This is a genomic window from Citrobacter sp. Igbk 14 (assembly GCF_028069825.1).
Lineage (GTDB): Bacteria > Pseudomonadota > Gammaproteobacteria > Enterobacterales > Enterobacteriaceae > Citrobacter.
This window is the reverse complement of the sequence record NZ_JANEWM010000026.1, coordinates 38,048-57,577: the sequence shown is the minus strand read 5'-3', so window position 1 is coordinate 57,577 and position 19,530 is coordinate 38,048. Positions and strand designations below refer to the sequence as shown.

Here is a 19,530-nt window from a genome sequence, read left to right as displayed (position 1 = left end):
ATTAAGAACTATTATTTAGTGTTGATACGTAGTACCAGAGCATCCTATCTAACTAAAGCTAAATTCTCCGGCCATAACAACAAAAAACCGAAGCCAGAAAACTGACTTCGGTTTTTTTCTACCACAACAAGCGTGGGAATACGCTATTAGCTGGCTTTGCGCTCGTGCGCCTGACGGTAAGCCACTAAATCTTCGATAGTGACTACAGCCATATTGTGCTTGCCGGCAAATGCAATGCACTCCGGCGCGCGCGCCATGGTGCCATCATCATTAGTCAATTCGCACAGCACACCAGCCGGTTTAAAACCCGCCAGCGTCACCAGATCGATGGTGGCTTCAGTGTGGCCACCGCGAGTTAACACACCACCAGCCTGAGCACGCAGCGGGAAAACGTGGCCCGGGCGGTTCAGATCGGAAGGTTTAGCGCCATCTTTAATCGCCGCGCGAACGGTCGTGACACGGTCTGCTGCGGAAACACCGGTAGTCACACCTTCTGCCGCTTCAATGGTCACGGTAAAACCCGTACCGTAAGCGCTGGTGTTATTTTCCACCATCATCGGCAGATCGAGCTGTTTGCGTCGGTCTTCAGTGATGCACAGGCAAACAATACCGCTACCGTGACGGATGGTTAGCGCCATCTGTTCAACAGTCATGGTTTCTGCCGGGAAAATCATATCACCTTCGTTTTCACGGTCTTCATCGTCAAGCACCATCACACCGCGTCCTTCACGCAGCGCAGCAAGCGCATGTTCAACACGTTCGAAAGGCGTACCAAAAGAGGAAAGTAGCGTCTGATTCATGGTAAAAAAACCTCACTAAAATTATGGTTACCAGAATCAGGGCAGTCTTAGGAGTGCCGTCAAAGCGGCAAAAAAATAACGTGAGCGGGTCCATGCCCGACTGGATCGTTACTCTCTCCCATCCGGACTCTAACCGTCGGCCCCGGAATTACACCGGATCTGCTGACCTTTTTGCCGTAACAAAAAGCGCTCGCGGGCTTTCAACATTCGTTGATTTACCGCCGGTGGGGAATTTCGCCCCGCCCTGAGAATAAGCGGGTTAACTATAACGCTATTGATTACCTTCATCAACGCCTTTACTCGACTTAGCTTCACACAATTCTGGTTTATGCCTGGGGCAGTTCGCACTACAATAGGCAGCAACACGTACCAGTTCAGGGAAACCATAATGATTGACCCGAAAAAAATTGAGCAGATTGCTCGTCAGGTTCACGAGTCGATGCCGAAAGGGATCCGGGAGTTTGGCGAAGACATTGAGAAGAAAATTCGCCAAACGCTGCAGTCGCAGCTGACACGTCTGGATCTGGTAAGCCGCGAAGAGTTTGACGTACAAACCCAGGTTTTACTGCGTACCCGTGAAAAACTGGCGTTGCTTGAGCAACGCCTGACGGAGCTTGAAGCGCGTGAGAAAACGGCTGAAGTTAAGCCTGCGCCCGCAATCCCGCCAGTCGATCCACAAGTATAAAAACGACAACGGGCCGTAAGGCCCGTTAGTATGTCAGTGTTCCAGTTCTAATTTTTTCGCCTCTGTTGCCTGCTGGCAGTAAAGTGCATAGCGTTTGCAAAACCAGCTGCGATGTTCCTCATCCATATTTCCAGTGACAGCCTGGATATCAACGGGTCGGCCCTCAGCCTGCATTCTGGCAAAACTCCGGGCCAGGAAATCGAAATTGTTCAGTGAATACATATTGCTGTTCATGAGCATACCCTCCAGTTATTGAATATCTGTTAAGGCCATATGCTTTTTCTGATTTCAGTATTTCCCTATACGCGAAGCTGTTCTGTACATTATGTGCGCAAAATGAGGGCTCTGCTTCACACTTTTCTACGAAATCTGTGAGAGAGTCAAATGAGGTCTATCAGAGGAGGAATACATCTCCTCCTCTGATCTTTCTTCCGGTACTCCGGGTCGAGCAAACAGCATCGTCAAGCAAGGAAAGCGCGCTAAACGGAAGGTTTGACGCGTTTCCGGTAATTGTTATTTATCGCTGTCTTTCTGGATCTTTTTGATGATATTGGTCGTTGAACAACCATCTTCGAAGTTGAGTACCAACACTTCTCCGCCGTTGGCCCATACCTCTTTGCTGCCGGCAATCTCGTCCGGCTTGTAATCGCCGCCTTTGACCAGCAGATCCGGCAGAACACCGGCAATCAGACGCTGCGGCGTATCCTCTTCAAAAGAGACGACCCAGTCGACGGACTCCAGCGCACCCAGCACGATCATACGCTGCTCAAGCGGGTTGACCGGGCGCGTTTCACCTTTCAGACGTTTGGTGGACGCATCGCTGTTAACCGCGACGATCAGACGGTCACCCAGCTTGCGCGCATTTGCCAGATAGGAGACATGCCCCGCATGCAGGATGTCAAAGACACCGTTGGTCATCACCACTTTCTCACCACGTTTGCGGGCGCTGGCGACAGCCTGCTTCAGCTCATCTTCACTCATCACGCCAAAGCCGGTATCAGCGCGACCGCGCACGGCATTTTCCAGCTCGATCGGTGAAACCGTAGAGGTCCCCAGCTTACCGACAACAACACCTGCTGCCGCGTTAGCAAAATAGCACGCCTCTTCCAGCGAATTACCCGCGGCAAGCGTCGCTGCCAGTACGCCGATAACCGTATCGCCCGCACCGGTCACGTCATACACTTCCTGCGCCTGGGTCGGCATGTGCAATGGCGCTTTGCCCGGTTGCAGCAGCGTCATGCCCTGTTCGGAGCGCGTGATTAACAGTGCAGAAAGGCCGAAATCCGCAATCACCTTCATGCCGCGTTCAACCAGCTCATCTTCGCTCTTGCACTTACCCGCGACCGCTTCAAACTCAGACAGGTTCGGCGTCAGCAGCGTTGCGCCGCGGTAGCGTTCAAAATCGGTCCCTTTCGGATCGATAAGTACCGGAACCCCTGCTTTACGTGCCAGTGCAATCATTTGCTGAACGCTTGCCAGCGCACCTTTGGCGTAGTCCGACAGCACCAGCGCGCCGATAGATCCCAGCGCCTGATTGATACGCTCATGCAGTGGCTGCGGATCCACACCTTCAAAGCCTTCCTCGAAGTCCAGGCGAATCAACTGCTGGTTGCGGGAAAGCACGCGCAGCTTGGTTATCGTCGGATGCGTCGGCACGGAAACGAAGTCACATTTTACGTTTACGTCCGCCAGCGTTTTACTGAGTGCACGCGCCGCATCGTCAATGCCGGTCAGGCCCACCAGACGCGAATTCGCTCCCAGAGAGGCAATGTTCATCGCCACGTTTGCTGCGCCACCGGGACGTTCTTCAATGGTATCCACTTTTACCACCGGGACCGGCGCTTCTGGGGAGATACGGCTGGTAGGGCCGTACCAGTAGCGATCCAGCATCACATCACCGACAACCATGACTCCTGCACGTTCAAACTCTGGCAGCGTTACTTTCATTCCTGTCTCCTGAGAGATTCTCTGAGGGTCTTAAAATTTGCGCGCGATAATAGCACACTTCACTCGGCAACCAGCCACTTCTGCCAGCTGTCACGCACCAGCGTACGTTCAGCACTGAAGCTCTCCGGCGCGACATGGCCCGGAAGTTCCTGCAGGGCAAGATGGTGAAGTTCATCGCGCAGCGTCGTGTAAGCGCGGGTAAGCGCCAGCGCTTCCTGTTCGTCCATAATGTCGTTTTGTGCCAGTAATTCCAGAATGCGCACGTTATCCGACCAGCGCGTCAGCTTGGGTTTTTCGTGGGCATAGCGCAGCACCAGATATTGCGTAATAAACTCAATGTCGGTGATACCGCCTTCATCTGCTTTGATATCAAAACGATCGCGATGTTTATTGCCCAGATGGGCACGCATTTTCTCACGCATTTCGCGCACGTCTGTCTGTAATGTTTTTCCATCACGGGCGAGGGTCATGATATCGCGCCGCACCACATCAAACTGAGAGGTTAGTTGCGGGTCGCCGTACACCACACGAGCCCGCACCAGCGCCTGATGCTCCCACGTCCAGGCTTCATTACGTTGGTAGTCAGCAAAAGCGTCTGTTGAGGTCACCAGCATTCCCGCCGCACCGGACGGACGCAGCCGTGCATCCACTTCATACAAAATGCCAGATGAGGTGCGGGTACTGAAAAGATGCATAATGCGCTGCGACAGGCGCAGATAGAACTGCCGCCCGTCAATCTCACGTTCGCCGTCAGTCATCACATCCATCGGGCAATCATGCAGGAAGATCAAGTCGAGATCGGAGCTATAGCCCAGCTCCCAACCGCCCAGTTTGCCGTAGCCAACAACGGCAAAACCGCGGCCTTCACGATCGCCAAGATGCGTTGGTTGCCCGTAGCGGGCGACCATTTGCGTCCACGCCTGCTGAACTACGGCATCAATAATGGCTTCCGCCAGCCAGGTCAGGTGATCGCTTACCTTCATGACTGGCAGCGTCCCGGCGATATCAGCCGCCGCAATACGCAGCAACTGCGTTTGCTTAAACTGACGCAGGGCTTCCAGCTGCTGCTCTTCGTCATCTTCCGGTACCCGCAGCAAATACTGACGCAGCTCATCGCGATAGGCGTCAGTCGCCGTGGGTTGGTACAACGTGTTGGGGTCCAGCAGTTCATCGAGCAACAGCGGATAGCGTGCCAGTTGGCTGGCCACCATGGGTGAGGCAGCGCACAGCGAAATCAGGTGTTTAAGCGCCCCTGGGAATTCGCTCAGCAGTTCCAGATAAGTCGTGCGGGTGACAATGCCCACCAGCAGCGGAGTAATACGCGACAACGGCACGGAGGCATCATCGCGGGAACAGACATCGCTCAGCAGATGCGGCATCAAATGATCCAGCACCTGACGCCCCCGCGGGCCTATCGTGCGCTTATCCAGCTCTTTACGGAAATCAGCGATCAGTGTCAGCACACGGCGGCGATCATCATCCGCCAGATGCATCAGCACTGGCGTAGTATCATCTTCCTGCAACGCATCCTGCCACAGCTCGCGCCACTGTTCCGACAGCGACTCTTCCTGAGTTTCACTGTCGTCATCACCAATTAACTCATTAAACACCCGGCGCACATTACTCATGTGCGCCGCCAGCACATCAGTCAGTTGCTGCCAGTCATCGACACGCATCCCCCACGCCAGTCTTGCCCGGTTCAGCTCATCGCCCGGCAGCGTTTGGGTCTGTTCGTCATTGATACTCTGCAGCAGATTTTCCAGGCGGCGTAAATAGAGATAGGCCGTCCGTAGTTGTTCCGCATCGGTATCAGACAGCAAATGCAGCACATTGATGGCGCTTAGTGTGGGTAAAAGCGAACGGGATTGCAGAGAAGGCTCACGCCCGCCGCGGATCAGCTGGAATACCTGAACGATAAATTCAATTTCACGAATACCGCCCGCGCCGAGCTTAATGTTGTCCTTCAGACCACGACGGCGAACTTCACGGGCAATCATTCCTTTCATATTACGCAGGGACTGGATCACACTGAAATCGATGTAGCGACGGAAGACAAACGGTCGTAGCATGGCGCGAAGCTCGCTGACATAAGTACCGTCGGCATCGCCCATAATACGTGCTTTCACCATTGCATAGCGTTCCCAGTCGCGCCCTTGCTCCTGATAATAATCCTCCAGCGCGGAGAAGCTCAGCACCAACGGACCGCTGTCGCCAAACGGACGTAAGCGCATGTCTACCCGATAAACAAACCCGTCCATGGTTGGCTGATCCAACACCTTGATGAGTCGCTGCCCCATACGGGTAAAGAACTGCGCGTTATCCAGTTCACGCCGCCCACCCTGCGTAGAACCATGTTCCGGCCAGGCGAAAATCAGATCAATATCGGAAGAAAAATTCAGCTCGCCGCCACCGAGTTTTCCCATCCCTAAAATCAGCAGCGGTTGTGGGGTGCCATCCTGATTACAGGGCGTTCCCCACTCACGGCAACAGGCGTCATACAGCCAATCACGTGCGGCAATGATCAGTGTCTCCGCCAGGTGACTTAGCTGTTGCAAAATACTCTCTTCAGCCACCAGCGACAGCGTCTGCGCCCAGGCAATGCGCACCATGATGCGACGGCGGAACAGGCGAAGTTCACGCATCAACGTCGCTTCATCACTGACGTCGTTCAACGCTTGCTGTAACCAGGTGACATAGTGTTGCCATTCATCAGCCTGTGGCGCGGCGCTTTCCAGCTCCACCAGCCACTCAGGATGGGCAATCACACTGTCGCGAACAAAATCACTGAATGTAAGCACTGACTTCGCCTGCACACTAAGTGAGGACTCAGATATTGCTGCTGGCAGCCGCTCAACAACGGTCGGCCAGTACTGCTGTAACGGTGAAGAGAGCTGCTTCATCTACGGGTTATCCTTTGAATGGTGCCGGATGGCGGCGTTTCGCTTTATCCGGCCTACATGACACTTACACCCATCGCGTAGGCCTGATAAGCGCAGCGCCATCAGGCATCCCGGCCTCGATCCTGGTTATCGTTTACCGCTGTGTAGCCAGAACGGTTCCTGAGAGATCGCTTCGTTGCGGAAGTGTTCAATTTCAATATGTTGGCGGGTTTCGATGGCATGACGCAGCCCCTGCCAGTTGGCAATCCATTCTGATGCGACATTCTCATCGTAGTAACCCGCCAGCATCAGCATGCTATCAATGTTGCGCGTCAAACGTGGAAGCTGATCGGCGTACTGATCGCCCAGCGGCTGCGCAAAAGCCGTTTTCAGTTCAGCGGCATGGCGTGAAAGATGGGTGTCAGAAAAACGCTTAAAGGAGTCGGTAATTTTAGCCTGTGCTTTTGCATCAAGGAACGTTTGCCACCCTTTGGTTACCAGCCATTCGGTAAGTGCCAGTTTAGCCATTGCCGTTTGCGTACTATAAACCGCCGAAACGGCAGAAACATCCGCAGCAATAGTCGCTTCCGACTGAGTGAGCAAATCACGTAAGTGAGCGCTCGCTTTACGCGGAACATTACCACCAAAGAGCATCAGGACGTGGCGAACCAACCCTATTGCAGCCAACACGCCGGCTTTCGCGCCTTTGACGCCGCGCACCCACAACTCTTCGTGATACTGCCATTGTGACAATGCCTGTTCCAGCGCCGCTTCCAGCCCTTGTTCAATGTTCGCTTTCGCAGGGACTTTCAGAATACCCGTCTGTTTGATTTCACGTGGTGCGTTCCCCTGCGCCAGATGATAACCACGAGCCGCCTTGCTCAGACTGCCCTGGCGTAAACCGGTTTGCGACACCAACTGACTTGCCAGCTTCAGTACCGCACGGGTATCGCCGCTCAACAACTCAAGTTCAAGCTCGCAGAGGGGTTCTGCAAACTCGCCGGCCTTCACCTCCCCCAGATCGAGAGCGATTTCAATCCGGCTGCCGTCGACATCAACCAACCATTTCTCGCGGTAAAAGTCGGTGCTGAACAACGGTTGCACCTGAGAGGCAAGATCGGCTGGCAGTTCACCATTGGGCCAAACCTCAGCAGGAAACTGGGTGAGATCCAGTTCCGGCGCGCTCAAGGCGACATTATATTCTGGTCGCTGATGCAGACCGCCCGTTACCCGTCCGGCAATTTTCATGGTCATTTCATAACGACCATTCTCCCCGCGAATACGCAGCCCCATATCATGGCCTCGCAACCAGGCATCCGGGGTCTCGTAGTAAATATTCAGCAACTGGCTGGGGGCGTGATGCTCTCCCCCCAATGTATTCAGACGTTCACGTAGCGCATCTACAGCATCACTATTGACGATAAACTTTAATTCGATTTCCTGGGCCATGGTCTTGTACTTATGGGTTATGTCACAGTTGAGAAAACAGACTGCGAACTAAGTGCATTCTTTATTGTCAGTAGATAGTATTTTGCGCCAAATTGCCATGCAACGTGCAATTTGACGGGCGTAAAAGTTTCGAGTGGTGGCAAAAAGGACACAGATGATTCCGATTGATGTCGAATGCTTTGCGTAGAGACACTGATGCCACTACTATCGTTCCACTTTCTATGACAATAACGACAGCCTGATGCCAAAATTACGCCTGATTGGATTAACTTTACTCGCACTTAGCGCCACTGCAGTCTCTCATGCCGAAGAGAAGCGCTATGTCTCTGATGAACTGAACACCTGGGTCCGCAGCGGTCCGGGAGATAATTATCGCCTCGTGGGCACGGTTAACGCCGGCGAGGAAGTCACGCTTTTACAGACTGACGCCAACACCAACTACGCCCAGGTGAAAGACAGCACTGGACGTACCGCGTGGATCCCACTTAAAGAGCTGAACAGTACGCCAAGCCTGCGTACCCGCGTACCCGATCTTGAAAACCAGGTTAAGACACTGACCGATAAGCTCAATAATATCGATACCACCTGGAATCAACGCACCGCCGATATGCAGCAAAAAGTAGCGCAAAGCGACAGCGTGATCGACGGGTTGAAGGAAGAAAACCAGAAGCTGAAGAACGAGCTTATTGTGGCGCAAAAGAAAGTCAGCGCCGCTAACCTTCAGCTTGATGACAAGCAACGTACTATCATCATGCAATGGTTCATGTATGGTGGCGGCGTGCTCGGACTCGGCCTGCTTCTCGGTCTGGTTCTGCCACACATGATCCCGAGCCGGAAGCGCAAAGATCGCTGGATGAACTGAATCGCCTTCTCCCTCACACTGACATATGATTAAGGAATACTGTTTTTCAAAAGGAACGTGGTGTGAAGATTTATCTGGTCGGTGGTGCTGTTCGGGATGCGTTATTAGGGCTACCGATTAAAGATAAAGATTGGGTCGTTGTCGGCGCCACGCCGCAGGAGATGCTTGACGCGGGCTATCAGCAGGTAGGTCGCGATTTCCCCGTGTTTCTCCACCCACGCACCCGGGAAGAGTATGCGCTGGCACGCACCGAACGAAAATCGGGCTCAGGCTACACCGGGTTCACCTGTTATGCCGCGCCGGACGTTTCGCTGGAAGCCGATCTTCAGCGCCGCGACCTGACGATCAACGCGTTAGCCCGTGACGACGACGGAGAGATTATCGATCCGTATAACGGCCGTGGCGATCTGGAAAATCGTTTGTTGCGCCATGTATCCCCTGCTTTTAGTGAAGATCCGCTGCGCGTCCTGCGCGTGGCGCGTTTTGCTGCCCGCTATGCACACCTTGGCTTTCGTGTTGCTGATGAAACCATGATGCTGATGCGCAACATGGCCGCCGCTGGAGAGCTGGAACACCTGACGCCAGAACGTGTGTGGAAAGAGACAGAAAGCGCCTTAACCACCCGTAATCCGCAGGTATTTTTCCAGGTCCTGCGCGATTGCGATGCCCTGCGCGTGCTGTTCCCGGAAGTAGATGCCCTGTTTGGCGTTCCAGCCCCCGCACAATGGCATCCGGAAATCGACACCGGCATTCACACGCTAATGACGCTGTCGATGGCGGCCATGTTAAGCCCGGAGGTCGACGTGCGTTTCGCCACGCTGTGTCACGATCTCGGTAAAGGATTGACACCCAAAGCACTCTGGCCGCGCCACCATGGTCACGGCCCGGCAGGCGTTAAGTTGGTAGAACAACTGTGCCAACGCATGCGCGTGCCCAATGACATCCGCGACTTAGCCAAACTGGTAGCCGAATTTCACGATCTGATTCATACCTTCCCGATCCTGCAGCCCAAAACCATCGTGAAGCTGTTTGATTCCATTGACGCCTGGCGTAAACCACAACGTGTGGAACAAATCGCCCTGACCAGCGAGGCCGACGTTCGTGGTCGAACTGGTTTTGAAGCAACAGATTATCCGCAGGGCAGATTGCTGCGCGAGGCCTGGCAGGTTGCACAAGCGGTACCCACAAAAGAGGTTGTCGAGGCAGGTTTTAAAGGTCCGGCAATTCGCGAGGAACTGACCCGACGTCGCATTGCAGCAGTGGCCAGTTGGAAGGAACAGCGTTGCCCAAAAGCGTAGGAAATGCATTGCCGGATGCGCTGCGCTTATCCGGCCTACAGGTTCGAAACGGATATAACCCGTAGGCCGGATAAGGCGGAACGCCGCCATCCGGCACCACGGAAAGTCATCAGAAGAACACCACGTAAACGGCGGCGGCGACCACAAAACGATAAATCGCAAACGGAATAAACGAGATCCGTTTAATCAGTTGCAGGAAGGTTTTGATCGCCACCAACGCCACAACAAATGCCGTCACGAAGCCGACAGCAAACATCGGAATATCTGATGCGGTCAGGAACGACCAACTTTTGTAGAGATCCAGCGCCGTCGCGCCCATCATCATCGGTACCGCCAGCAGGAATGAAAATTCAGATGCTGCATAACGGCTCACCCCCATCAGCATACCGCCAGAGATAGTCGCTCCGGAACGGGAAAAGCCGGGCCACAACGCCAAACACTGGAAACAGCCAATCATAAACGCCTGGCGGTAAGTCATATCATCCAGACCCGGCGCACGCGGTTCTTTTGGTTTGAGACACTCTGCGACAATCAGCAGCACGCCCCCCACCACCAGCGCATACATCACGTTGATCGGGTTAAACAGTGACTTGATGGTGTCGTGGAAGACCAGACCCAGAACAACAGCAGGAACCATCCCCAACAAGATATGTCCGAGGGTCAGTCGCCCCTTACCAGAGCCTTCATGCGGAGTCTTACCAAAGTGAATGCCAATTAAACCAAACAGACGTCGCCAGAACATCACCACTACAGCCAGAATGGAACCCAGTTGGATCACGACTTCAAACGTTTTTGCGGTATCGCCCTCAAAACCTAACAGGTGGCCGACAATTATCATATGGCCGGTACTGGAAACGGGTAGGAACTCCGTCAGCCCTTCGACCACACCCAAAATTGCCGCTACCAGCAGCGAGTGCATATCACTCATCAATAAACCCCTAACGAAAGAGAAAAAGCACGGCAAAAAAGAGCCGACGTCAGGACTCTTTTATACCTGTTTGGTTTAGATATTATTAAGTTAATTATTTTCTTTCAGATTATTGCTACGTTCGATGATAACCCCGACGTTTGCCGCACGGGCCACCGCACCAGGTTTGCTCAGCTTGATGCGCACCCATGGAGAATTAAAGCGGCTGAGCAGGAGATCCGCCACCTCTTCCGCCACACGTTCTACCAGCGCAAAACGCCCACCTTCCACATGATTAACAACTGTTTGAGCAATATCAGCATAGCTCAGGCAATCAGCGACATCATCACTTTTGGCAGATTTACGGTTATCCCATGCCATTTCGATATCGAACACCAGTTTTTGTTCGATAGTTTGTTCCCAGTCATAAACACCGATAGTGGTGATTACTGAAAGTTGCTCTATAAATACAATATCCATCACGACCTGCCTGCTTTTTGGCTAACCCGGATACCACTTCCGGCGAAATATGCGTATTATCCACAGAAGTAGCGTTTTACACGACATTTTCAAAACGGAACAGCTTATGAGTGCAATCGCGCCTGGAATGATCATCTTCGCGTACCTCTGCGGCTCAATTTCCAGTGCCATTCTGGTATGCCGCCTCGCTGGATTGCCGGACCCGCGTACAAGCGGCTCTGGGAATCCGGGCGCGACAAACGTGCTGCGAATTGGAGGCAAAGGAGCCGCCGTCGCCGTGCTGATTTTCGACGTCCTGAAAGGTATGTTACCCGTCTGGGGGGCATACGCGCTAGGCGTCAGCCCCTTCTGGTTAGGATTGATCGCCATCGCGGCCTGCCTGGGGCATATTTGGCCGATATTTTTCGGTTTTAAAGGTGGAAAAGGCGTAGCCACCGCCTTTGGCGCGATTGCGCCGATTGGTTGGGATCTTACTGGCGTAATGGCTGGTACCTGGCTGCTAACCGTCCTACTGAGCGGCTACTCATCATTAGGCGCTATCGTCAGCGCACTGATTGCGCCGTTCTACGTCTGGTGGTTCAACCCTCAGTTCACCTTTCCGGTCTCCATGCTGTCATGCTTAATTCTGCTGCGTCACCATGACAATATCCAGCGTCTGTGGCGTCGTCAGGAGACAAAAATCTGGACCAAACTAAAGAAAAAGCGCGAAAAAGACCCTGAGTGATTTTCTTGCCGGATGGCGACGCGAACGCGTCTTATCCGGCTTGTGGAATCTGATACCCCTCAACAGGCTTACCCAATCTGTGCTGACACCACGTTGCCAGAAACTCCACGCACACACGCAACTTCACGCTGCGATACAGCGGCTCCTTATAAACCGCCCAAATGTTGGCGCTCTGCGCGTAGCCTGGCAGTACGCGAACCAGCTCGCCGCTGCGCAGGAACGGCTGCACATCCCATTCGGAGCGTAACATAATCCCCTTTCCTTGCAGCGCCCACTGCAGCACGATCTCACCGCTGTTGGACGAAAGGTGCCCTGCCACCTTAACCGTTTTTTTCTCCTGACCGTTGTCGAGCTCCCATACCCCGTGGGTCATATCGCGCTCTTTCGTTACCAGGCAATCGTGATGACTTAATTCCTGTAACGTCATCGGCTGGCCATATTTTTGTAAATATATCGGCGCGGCACACAATATTCTTTTATTTTTCGTTAACAAATGCGCAATATAATAATCAGGAATATCATCATTAATCCGAATATCCAGGTCGATATTATCCTGAGCTAAATCAATTTGCCGATCGTAAAGCTCAAAATGCACCTGTAATTCAGGATAGCTGTGCATCAATTCGGTAATTGCAGGAGCAATATAACTACGCCCAAATCCAAAGCTACAGCCGATACGAATCATCCCTTCCGGACGCGTTTTGATTTGTGTGACGTCATCCACCAGATGCTGATAACGGGCAAGGATCTCCAGCGCATGTTCATAACAGCGTTGCCCGCTTTCCGTGAGTGCCACGCCGCGCGCAGAGCGGCTAAGCAGTGTCGTGTTCAGCGTAGATTCGAGGATCTGAATGCGTTTTGTCACAAACGCAGGCGTTTGTCCAAGCGTCGCGGCTGCTGCGCTAAAGCTGCCACTATGAACAATCTCAACCAGCACCTGCAGGTCTTTCGCCAGGGGATAAGTGTTCAGCATGTTCAGTATATCCGTGATGTTGTTAACCGCAGTGTAATTCTCTGATGCGAATTAAACCCTGCCTTTGCGCAATTTTTATTGCCTTATCGGGACATCATTCACGAACTGTTAATTGGATATTCACAGTGGCAAATAATATAAAACCACATTTTTAGTGGTAGTTTGTGCCGGAGAATTTATTTCCAGATAAATAAAAGAACTGGAGTTAGCATAATGAGCAAGCAAAATAACCAAAATGCGATAAACACGCTGACTAACATTGTCGCGAATTTTACCGCCATGATTTCTACCCGCATGCCCGACGACGTCGTAGATAAATTAAAACAGCTACGCGAAGGTGAAACTTCACCAATGGGTAAAATCATTTACCACACCATGTTTGACAACATGCAGAAGGCTATCGACCTGAATCGCCCGGCCTGTCAGGACACCGGCGAAATCATGTTCTTTGTAAAGGTCGGCTCCCGCTTTCCGCTGCTGGGCGAACTGCAAAGCATTTTGAAACAAGCCGTTGAAGACGCGACCGTCAAAGCGCCGCTGCGTCATAACGCGGTCGAGATTTTTGACGAAGTGAATACCGGTAAAAATACCGGTACCGGTGTGCCGTGGGTCACCTGGGATATCATCCCTGACGGCGACGATGCAGAAATCGAAGTCTACATGGCGGGCGGCGGCTGCACGCTACCGGGACGCTCCAAAGTGTTAATGCCTTCTGAAGGCTACGAAGGCGTAGTGAAATTTGTCTTCGAAAATATCTCAACGCTGGCAGTCAACGCCTGCCCGCCGGTTCTGGTCGGTGTCGGTATTGCTACCTCTGTAGAAACCGCAGCCGTGCTGTCACGAAAAGCGGTACTGCGTCCTATCGGGTCACGTCACCCGAACCCGAAAGCGGCAGAACTGGAACTGCGCCTGGAAGAGGGACTTAACCGCCTGGGCATTGGCCCACAAGGGTTGACCGGGAATAGCTCCGTCATGGGCGTACATATCGAATCTGCCGCGCGCCATCCCTCCACTATCGGCGTTGCCGTCTCCACTGGCTGCTGGGCGCACCGTCGCGGCACGCTGCTGGTTCATGCTGACCTCTCCTTCGAAAATCTGTCTCACACCCGGAGCGCGTTATGAAAAAGATCCTGACAACCCCGATCAAAGCCGAAGATCTGGAAGACATCCGCGTTGGCGATGTGATTTACCTGACCGGTACGCTGGTGACTTGTCGCGACGTGTGCCACCGCCGCCTGATCGAACTTAAGCGCCCGATACCGTATGACCTGAGCGGCAAAGCCATTTTCCACGCAGGTCCAATCGTACGTAAGAACGGTGAAAAATGGGAGATGGTTTCCGTTGGCCCAACCACCAGCATGCGTATGGAAGCCTTTGAGAAAGAGTTCATTGAGCAAACAGGTGTGAAACTGGTGGTCGGTAAGGGCGGTATGGGGCCGTTGACGGAAGAAGGCTGCAAGCAGTTCAAAGCGCTGCACGTGATCTTCCCGGCTGGCTGCGCAGTCGTCGCGGCAACCCAGGTTGAAGAGATCGAAGAAGTGCACTGGACGGAGTTAGGCATGCCGGAATCCCTGTGGGTATGCCGGGTAAAAGAGTTCGGCCCGCTGATTGTTTCCATCGACACCCACGGCAATAACCTGATCGCTGAAAACAAAAAGTTGTTCGCTGAACGCCGCGACCCGATCGTGGAAGAAATCTGCGAACACGTGCACTACATCAAATAACCCTTCCGGAGGGGCGCTGCGCCCCTCCCCCTTTCGCAGGGATACAACAATGGCACCTTTAGCTGGTTGGTGGCGATACCTGGCTCCGCTGGTGGTCATCGCCATTATTGCTGTTCTGCCCGTTCCCACCGGTCTTGAGAGCCACACCTGGCTCTATTTTGCCGTCTTTACCGGTGTGATTGTCGGGCTCATTCTGGAACCTGTACCGGGTGCGGTAGTCGCGATGATTGGTATTTCAATTATCGCGGTACTGTCGCCGTGGATCCTGTTCAGCCCGGAGCAACTCGCGCAGGACGGTTTTAAATTTACCGCCAAATCGCTGTCATGGGCGGTATCGGGTTTTTCTAACTCGGTTATCTGGCTGATTTTCGCGGCCTTTATGTTTGGCACCGGCTATGAGAAAACCGGACTGGGTCGACGTATCGCGCTGATGTTAGTGAAAAAGATGGGGCACCGTACGTTGTTTCTCGGCTACGCGGTGATGTTCTCTGAGCTGATCCTTGCTCCTGTCACGCCCTCTAACTCTGCGCGTGGTGCCGGGATTATCTATCCGATCATCCGCAACCTGCCGCCGCTATATAACTCACAGCCCAATGATCCCAGCGCCCGCTCTATCGGCTCTTACATTATGTGGATGGGGATTGTCGCTGATTGCGTTACCAGCGCTATTTTCTTAACGGCGATGGCACCAAACCTGCTGCTAATCGGTCTGATGAAAGGCGCATCTCACACGGCGCTAAGCTGGGGCGACTGGTTCTTAGGGATGCTGCCGCTAAGCATTTTGCTGGTATTGATCGTGCCCTGGCTGGCGTACGTGTTGTACCCACCGGTGCTGAAATCCGGCGACCAGGTACCGCGCTGGGCAGACACCGAGCTAAAAACAATGGGACCGCTGTGCGCACGTGAGAAAAAGATGCTGGTGCTGATGGTTGGCGCGCTGGTGCTGTGGATCTTCGGCGGTGACTATATCGATGCTGCAATGGTCGGTTACAGCGTGGTGGCACTCATGCTGGTGCTGCGCATCATCAGTTGGGATGACATCGTCAGTAATAAAGCCGCGTGGAACGTCTTTTTCTGGCTGGCCTCGCTGATAACGCTCGCCACTGGACTCAATAACACAGGCTTTATCACCTGGTTTGGCAAACTGCTGGCAAACGGGCTAAGCGGTTACTCGCCAATGATGGTGATGGTGGCACTGATCGTGGTGTTTTATCTGCTGCGCTACTTCTTTGCCAGCGCCACGGCATACACCTCGGCACTGGCACCGATGATGATTGCCGCCGCGCTGGCGATGCCCGCTATCCCACTACCAGTCTTTTGCCTGATGGTGGGAGCGGCGATTGGCCTGGGCAGCATTCTGACCCCCTATGCAACCGGCCCAAGCCCTATCTACTACGGTAGCGGCTATTTACCGACGGTAGATTACTGGCGATTAGGTGCCATTTTCGGCCTGATCTTCCTCGTGCTGCTGGTGATAACCGGTCTGGTCTGGATGCCCCTCGTTTTACTGTAAACCCCATTGGGGCGGCGTATTGTCGCCCCTTTTTTCCATAAGCTTCTCATATGACCCTTTTCCCACTGCGCTGAGGCATACTTTTTTGTATGCAAATACCCTCATGCCGATAAGGGAAACACTCTGGATACGGTTGCGCACGAGACACATACACGAGGCTGGCAGGCCGAACTGGATCTGCAGTTCACCCGCACCACACACAAAACGGTGCTTGCCTCGTCGCGTCATCACGGCCCGTTAACGGTCCAGCGCCCGTTTTACCCGGAAAACGACGTCTGTCATCTCTATTTACTTCATCCTCCCGGCGGCATTGTCGGCGGTGACGAGTTGCATATTTCCGTTTCACTCAGCGAACACAGCCATGCCTTAATAACCATGCCCGGTGCGGGCAAGTTCTATCGTAGCCGTGGACCGCAGGCCCAGCTACGCCAGCATTTTACCCTTGCCCCACACGCCACGCTGGAGTGGCTACCGCAGGACACAATCCTTTTTCCCGGCGCCAATGCCACTCTCCAGTCAGTCTTTCACCTGACACATGAAAGTCATCTGTTTGCCTGGGATCTCTTGTGTCTCGGACGACCGGTACTGCAGGAAACGTTCAGTCACGGCACGCTACAGAACCGTCTGGAAGTATGGCGGGACGGACAACCGCTCCTGATAGAACGCCTGAAGTTGCAGGGTGGAGACTTGAGCAGCATTGCTCAGCTTCCCTGGGTCGGCACGCTGCTGTGCTACCCGGCGAACGAAAATATGCTGAAAGGTGTACGCGAACGGCTTACACCACTGGGAAATTACGCCGGTGCCACGCTTAACGACGCGTTGCTTACGCTACGTTTTCTGGCAGATGACAACCTGGTCGTTCAGCGCGTGATGCGCGATATCTGGCAATTCCTACGCCCACTGCTTACGCAGAAATCTCCCGTACTACCGCGAATCTGGCAAACCTAAGAGAACCCTTATGGAACTGACCCCCCGAGAAAAAGACAAGCTGTTGCTGTTTACCGCTGCGTTGGTGGCAGAGCGTCGCCTGGCCCGCGGGCTAAAGCTGAACTACCCGGAATCGGTGGCGCTGATTAGCGCTTTCATCATGGAAGGGGCGCGCGATGGCAAAACTGTTGCCTCGCTGATGGAAGACGGTCGCCACGTTCTCACCCGCGATCAAGTGATGGAAGGCGTTCCGGAGATGATCCCGGATATTCAGGTAGAAGCCACGTTTCCGGACGGTTCTAAACTGGTCACCGTCCATACCCCGATCGTTTAAGGAGCAGCAATGATCCCTGGTGAATATCAGATCTCAACGGGAACTATCGCGATCAATCCGGGCCGGACAACCCGCACGATCGTAGTGGAAAATCATGGCGACCGCCCCATCCAGGTGGGATCGCACTATCACTTTTACGAAGTCAATCCGGCGCTACATTTTAACCGTCAGTCCGCACGTGGTTTTCGCCTGAATATTGCTGCGGGTACCGCAGTACGTTTCGAACCCGGACAAAAGCGGGAAGTCGAACTGGTGCGTGTGGCCGGTGCACAGCGGATCGTGGGCTTTCGCGGTGAAGTCATGGGTGCACTGGAGGCAGACAATGAGTGAACTGTCCCGGCAGGCTTACGTTGACATGTTTGGCCCGACAACCGGCGATAAAGTACGGCTGGCAGATACGGAACTGTGGATCGAAGTAGAAAAAGACTTCACCACCTACGGCGAAGAGATCAAATTCGGCGGAGGAAAAGTGATCCGCGACGGTATGGGTCAGGGTCAAATGCGCGCGCAAGCGTGTGTGGATCTGGTGATAACCAACGCGCTGATCGTCGATCACTGGGGGATCGTTAAAGCGGATATTGGCATCAAGAACGGCAGGATCTTCGCCATTGGTAAAGCAGGTAACCCGGACATTCAACCTGACGTCACGATCCCTGTCGGCGTTGGCACGGAAGCGATCGCCGGAGAAGGTAAGATCGTCACCGCCGGCGGTGTGGACACCCATATTCACTGGATCTGCCCGCAGCAGGCGCAAGAAGCACTGGTATCCGGCGTGACGACAATGATCGGCGGCGGCACGGGACCGGCAGCAGGAACCCATGCCACCACCTGTACGCCAGGTCCATGGTATATCGCCCGTATGCTCCAGGCGGCTGATGCGCTGCCGGTTAATATCGGTCTGTTGGGCAAGGGCAATGGTTCGAATCCCGACACGTTACGCGAACAAGTCGCTGCGGGTGCAATTGGCCTGAAGATCCACGAAGACTGGGGTGCCACCCCGGCAGCTATCGACTGCGCACTGACCGTCGCTGATGAAATGGACATTCAGGTCGCGTTGCACAGCGACACGTTGAATGAGTCTGGCTTCGTCGAAGATACGCTGGCGGCAATTGGCGATCGCACTATTCATACCTTCCACACCGAAGGGGCGGGTGGTGGCCATGCGCCAGACATCATCACCGCCTGCGCACACGCGAATATCCTGCCCTCTTCTACCAACCCAACGCTGCCTTACACCGTCAACACCATCGACGAGCACCTCGATATGTTAATGGTCTGCCACCACCTCGACCCGGATATCGCCGAGGACGTGGCTTTTGCCGAATCGCGTATTCGTCGGGAAACAATCGCCGCCGAAGATGTGCTGCACGATATTGGCGCATTTTCCCTGACCTCATCTGATTCTCAGGCCATGGGGCGTGTGGGTGAAGTGATCCTGCGTACCTGGCAAGTGGCGCATCGCATGAAGGTCCAGCGCGGTCCGTTGGCGGAAGAAACCGGCGATAACGATAACCAACGCGTTAAACGCTATATCGCCAAATACACCATCAACCCGGCGCTGACCCACGGTATCGCCCACGAAGTCGGTTCCATTGAGCCTGGCAAACTGGCTGACCTGGTGCTGTGGTCACCGGCATTCTTTGGCGTAAAACCGGCAACAATCGTTAAGGGCGGGATGATTGCCTGCGCACCGATGGGCGATATCAACGCCTCGATCCCGACTCCGCAGCCGGTGCATTACCGCATGATGTTTGGCGCGCTTGGCGCGGCGCGGCATCACAGTCGTCTGACATTTATCTCTCAGGCTGCTGATGCGCTAAACCTCCCGATACAGCTCAATCTGCAAAGTGCCATCGCTGTCGTTAAGGGGTGCCGAACGGTGAAAAAAGCCGACATGATCCACAACAGCCTACAGCCCAATATCACCGTCGATGCCCAAACCTACGAGGTGCGTATTGATGGCGAACTTATCACCAGCGAACCGGCAGATGTGTTGCCGATGGCGCAACGCTATTTCCTGTTTTAAGG

Annotated in this window: 19 protein-coding genes and 1 riboswitch; of the genes, 11 read left to right on the top strand and 8 right to left on the bottom strand. The window is 53.9% G+C overall.

Features of this window, described 5'->3' with window-relative positions; genetic code table 11:
- Window positions 1-146: 146 nt before the first annotated feature.
- Window positions 147-800 (bottom strand): 3,4-dihydroxy-2-butanone-4-phosphate synthase, encoded by a 654-nt coding sequence (gene ribB / locus NNN64_RS12300; RefSeq protein ID WP_137382554.1) that lies wholly within the window; start codon window positions 798-800, stop codon window positions 147-149.
- 106 nt (window positions 801-906) lie between these two features.
- Window positions 907-1,056: riboswitch (FMN riboswitch) on the bottom strand.
- Window positions 1,057-1,188: 132 nt separating this feature from the next.
- On the opposite strand from ribB, the gene ubiK reads away from it, so the two are divergent.
- Window positions 1,189-1,485: a ubiquinone biosynthesis accessory factor UbiK gene (ubiK, locus tag NNN64_RS12295; protein WP_271441564.1), complete on the top strand. Its 297-nt coding sequence runs from the start codon at window positions 1,189-1,191 to the stop codon at window positions 1,483-1,485.
- A 33-nt stretch (window positions 1,486-1,518) separates the two neighbouring features.
- On the opposite strand, the gene glgS is transcribed toward ubiK, so the two are convergent.
- The 4 genes from glgS to NNN64_RS12275 all read right to left on the bottom strand — a co-directional run bounded on the left by glgS (window position 1,519) and on the right by NNN64_RS12275 (window position 7,760).
- On the bottom strand, window positions 1,519-1,725 hold the full coding sequence (gene glgS / locus NNN64_RS12290; RefSeq protein WP_137382553.1) for a cell surface composition regulator GlgS: 207 nt from the start codon (window positions 1,723-1,725) through the stop codon (window positions 1,519-1,521).
- A 273-nt stretch (window positions 1,726-1,998) separates the two neighbouring features.
- Window positions 1,999-3,432 carry a bifunctional D-glycero-beta-D-manno-heptose-7-phosphate kinase/D-glycero-beta-D-manno-heptose 1-phosphate adenylyltransferase HldE gene (gene hldE / locus NNN64_RS12285; RefSeq protein ID WP_137382550.1) on the bottom strand — a complete coding sequence of 478 codons (1,434 nt, stop codon included), beginning with the start codon at window positions 3,430-3,432 and terminating at the stop codon, window positions 1,999-2,001.
- Between the two features lie 59 nt (window positions 3,433-3,491).
- Window positions 3,492-6,332, bottom strand: coding sequence for a bifunctional [glutamate--ammonia ligase]-adenylyl-L-tyrosine phosphorylase/[glutamate--ammonia-ligase] adenylyltransferase (gene glnE / locus NNN64_RS12280; RefSeq protein WP_271441563.1), 2,841 nt, complete (start codon window positions 6,330-6,332; stop codon window positions 3,492-3,494).
- Window positions 6,333-6,458: 126 nt separating this feature from the next.
- Entirely contained in the window at window positions 6,459-7,760 is a 1,302-nt protein-coding gene (locus NNN64_RS12275; RefSeq protein ID WP_271441562.1) for a CYTH domain-containing protein, read from the bottom strand.
- A 241-nt stretch (window positions 7,761-8,001) separates the two neighbouring features.
- Between NNN64_RS12275 and NNN64_RS12270 the strand changes: the two genes are divergently transcribed.
- Together NNN64_RS12270 and NNN64_RS12265 are read left to right on the top strand one after the other, a co-directional pair.
- The gene (locus tag NNN64_RS12270; RefSeq protein ID WP_137382547.1) at window positions 8,002-8,622 is read left to right on the top strand and encodes a TIGR04211 family SH3 domain-containing protein; all 621 of its coding nucleotides are present in this window, start codon (window positions 8,002-8,004) and stop codon (window positions 8,620-8,622) included.
- A 62-nt stretch (window positions 8,623-8,684) separates the two neighbouring features.
- Window positions 8,685-9,920 (top strand): multifunctional CCA addition/repair protein, encoded by a 1,236-nt coding sequence (locus NNN64_RS12265; RefSeq protein ID WP_271441561.1) that lies wholly within the window; start codon window positions 8,685-8,687, stop codon window positions 9,918-9,920.
- 109 nt (window positions 9,921-10,029) lie between these two features.
- Here NNN64_RS12265 and bacA read toward each other — a convergent pair whose 3' ends face one another.
- Together bacA and folB are read right to left on the bottom strand one after the other, a co-directional pair.
- Window positions 10,030-10,848, bottom strand: a complete 819-nt coding sequence (bacA, locus tag NNN64_RS12260; protein ID WP_271441560.1) for an undecaprenyl-diphosphate phosphatase — start codon at window positions 10,846-10,848, stop codon at window positions 10,030-10,032.
- Window positions 10,849-10,938: 90 nt separating this feature from the next.
- Window positions 10,939-11,307 (bottom strand): bifunctional dihydroneopterin aldolase/7,8-dihydroneopterin epimerase, encoded by a 369-nt coding sequence (gene folB, locus NNN64_RS12255; RefSeq protein ID WP_137382544.1) that lies wholly within the window; start codon window positions 11,305-11,307, stop codon window positions 10,939-10,941.
- 106 nt (window positions 11,308-11,413) lie between these two features.
- On the opposite strand from folB, the gene plsY reads away from it, so the two are divergent.
- Window positions 11,414-12,031: a glycerol-3-phosphate 1-O-acyltransferase PlsY gene (gene plsY, locus NNN64_RS12250; RefSeq protein WP_202037729.1), complete on the top strand. Its 618-nt coding sequence runs from the start codon at window positions 11,414-11,416 to the stop codon at window positions 12,029-12,031.
- Window positions 12,032-12,062: 31 nt separating this feature from the next.
- Here the strand turns inward: plsY and ttdR are convergent, their stop codons facing one another.
- The gene (gene ttdR, locus NNN64_RS12245) at window positions 12,063-13,004 is read right to left on the bottom strand and encodes an L-tartrate utilization transcriptional activator TtdR (protein ID WP_271441559.1); all 942 of its coding nucleotides are present in this window, start codon (window positions 13,002-13,004) and stop codon (window positions 12,063-12,065) included.
- A 210-nt stretch (window positions 13,005-13,214) separates the two neighbouring features.
- Here ttdR and ttdA point away from each other — a divergent pair, with 210 nt between their 5' ends.
- From ttdA to ureC, 7 genes are all read left to right on the top strand, one after another.
- Entirely contained in the window at window positions 13,215-14,126 is a 912-nt protein-coding gene (gene ttdA / locus NNN64_RS12240) for a L(+)-tartrate dehydratase subunit alpha (protein ID WP_271441567.1), read from the top strand.
- The gene (ttdB, locus tag NNN64_RS12235; RefSeq protein WP_137382541.1) at window positions 14,123-14,728 is read left to right on the top strand and encodes a L(+)-tartrate dehydratase subunit beta; all 606 of its coding nucleotides are present in this window, start codon (window positions 14,123-14,125) and stop codon (window positions 14,726-14,728) included. The genes ttdA and ttdB overlap by 4 nt, the downstream gene beginning before the upstream one ends.
- A 49-nt stretch (window positions 14,729-14,777) precedes the next feature.
- Window positions 14,778-16,241 (top strand): anion permease, encoded by a 1,464-nt coding sequence (locus tag NNN64_RS12230; protein WP_271441558.1) that lies wholly within the window; start codon window positions 14,778-14,780, stop codon window positions 16,239-16,241.
- 123 nt (window positions 16,242-16,364) lie between these two features.
- On the top strand, window positions 16,365-17,189 hold the full coding sequence (locus NNN64_RS12225; protein WP_271441566.1) for an urease accessory protein UreD: 825 nt from the start codon (window positions 16,365-16,367) through the stop codon (window positions 17,187-17,189).
- 10 nt (window positions 17,190-17,199) lie between these two features.
- Complete coding sequence (locus tag NNN64_RS12220; RefSeq protein WP_137382538.1) at window positions 17,200-17,502, top strand: urease subunit gamma; 303 nt, start codon at window positions 17,200-17,202, stop codon at window positions 17,500-17,502.
- Between the two features lie 9 nt (window positions 17,503-17,511).
- Window positions 17,512-17,832 (top strand): urease subunit beta, encoded by a 321-nt coding sequence (locus NNN64_RS12215; protein WP_271441557.1) that lies wholly within the window; start codon window positions 17,512-17,514, stop codon window positions 17,830-17,832.
- Window positions 17,825-19,528, top strand: a complete 1,704-nt coding sequence (gene ureC, locus NNN64_RS12210) for an urease subunit alpha (RefSeq protein WP_271441556.1) — start codon at window positions 17,825-17,827, stop codon at window positions 19,526-19,528. Before NNN64_RS12215 ends, ureC begins: the two co-directional genes overlap by 8 nt.
- The last annotated feature ends 2 nt before the right edge of the window (window positions 19,529-19,530 follow it).

Bases quoted from the DNA above. Each gene is read 5' to 3' on its own strand.
- glnE (WP_271441563.1), bottom strand. From the start codon at position 6,332: ATGAAGCAGCTCTCTTCACCGTTACAGCAGTACTGGCCGACCGTTGTT.
- glgS (WP_137382553.1), bottom strand. From the start codon at position 1,725: ATGCTCATGAACAGCAATATGTATTCACTGAACAATTTCGATTTCCTG.
- ribB (WP_137382554.1), bottom strand. From the start codon at position 800: ATGAATCAGACGCTACTTTCCTCTTTTGGTACGCCTTTCGAACGTGTT.
- folB (WP_137382544.1), bottom strand. From the start codon at position 11,307: ATGGATATTGTATTTATAGAGCAACTTTCAGTAATCACCACTATCGGT.
- NNN64_RS12215 (WP_271441557.1), top strand. From the start codon at position 17,512: ATGATCCCTGGTGAATATCAGATCTCAACGGGAACTATCGCGATCAAT.
- NNN64_RS12230 (WP_271441558.1), top strand. From the start codon at position 14,778: ATGGCACCTTTAGCTGGTTGGTGGCGATACCTGGCTCCGCTGGTGGTC.
- NNN64_RS12270 (WP_137382547.1), top strand. From the start codon at position 8,002: ATGCCAAAATTACGCCTGATTGGATTAACTTTACTCGCACTTAGCGCC.
- ureC (WP_271441556.1), top strand. From the start codon at position 17,825: ATGAGTGAACTGTCCCGGCAGGCTTACGTTGACATGTTTGGCCCGACA.
- ttdB (WP_137382541.1), top strand. From the start codon at position 14,123: ATGAAAAAGATCCTGACAACCCCGATCAAAGCCGAAGATCTGGAAGAC.
- plsY (WP_202037729.1), top strand. From the start codon at position 11,414: ATGAGTGCAATCGCGCCTGGAATGATCATCTTCGCGTACCTCTGCGGC.
- ubiK (WP_271441564.1), top strand. From the start codon at position 1,189: ATGATTGACCCGAAAAAAATTGAGCAGATTGCTCGTCAGGTTCACGAG.
- ttdR (WP_271441559.1), bottom strand. From the start codon at position 13,004: ATGCTGAACACTTATCCCCTGGCGAAAGACCTGCAGGTGCTGGTTGAG.
- NNN64_RS12220 (WP_137382538.1), top strand. From the start codon at position 17,200: ATGGAACTGACCCCCCGAGAAAAAGACAAGCTGTTGCTGTTTACCGCT.
- hldE (WP_137382550.1), bottom strand. From the start codon at position 3,432: ATGAAAGTAACGCTGCCAGAGTTTGAACGTGCAGGAGTCATGGTTGTC.
- bacA (WP_271441560.1), bottom strand. From the start codon at position 10,848: ATGAGTGATATGCACTCGCTGCTGGTAGCGGCAATTTTGGGTGTGGTC.
- NNN64_RS12275 (WP_271441562.1), bottom strand. From the start codon at position 7,760: ATGGCCCAGGAAATCGAATTAAAGTTTATCGTCAATAGTGATGCTGTA.